Source organism: Dietzia sp. Cai40 (assembly GCF_014145165.1).
GTDB classification, from domain to species: Bacteria; Actinomycetota; Actinomycetes; order Mycobacteriales; family Mycobacteriaceae; genus Dietzia; species Dietzia natronolimnaea.
Genome location: NZ_JAALEB010000419.1, coordinates 1 through 290 on the forward strand (window position 1 = coordinate 1; position 290 = coordinate 290).

1 pseudogene is annotated in these 290 nt (G+C 71.7%); it reads right to left on the bottom strand.

What is annotated here, in order from left to right:
• Positions 1 to 174 (bottom strand): annotated as a pseudogene (locus tag G6022_RS14780) (primosomal protein); the annotation flags it as partial.
• Between the last annotated feature and the right edge of the window lie 116 nt (positions 175 to 290).

The following is a 290-nucleotide window of genomic DNA, read 5'->3' on the forward strand; positions in this document are numbered from 1 at the left end:
GCCGCTCCGGACCAGGGCCAGGAGTTCGGCGGTCGAATCGAACGCGTAGAGGTCCTCGTCGAGGCCGAGGAACGCCTCCCAGTCGTCGTTGTCCTCCCGCCAACTGGGCGCCCAGAGGGTCGTGACGTCTCCCTCAGGGAGACCGAGCTCGATCGGGACTATGTCCTTGGCCATGCCGGTCAGCATATCCACGGCCCGTCAGCCGGTGCCACGGCCCGCCGACAGGGCACCGGCTGAGTCGTCCCCGGCGGCCTCGGCGGCCTGCGCGCGGCCGCTCACCGCGAGGGCGA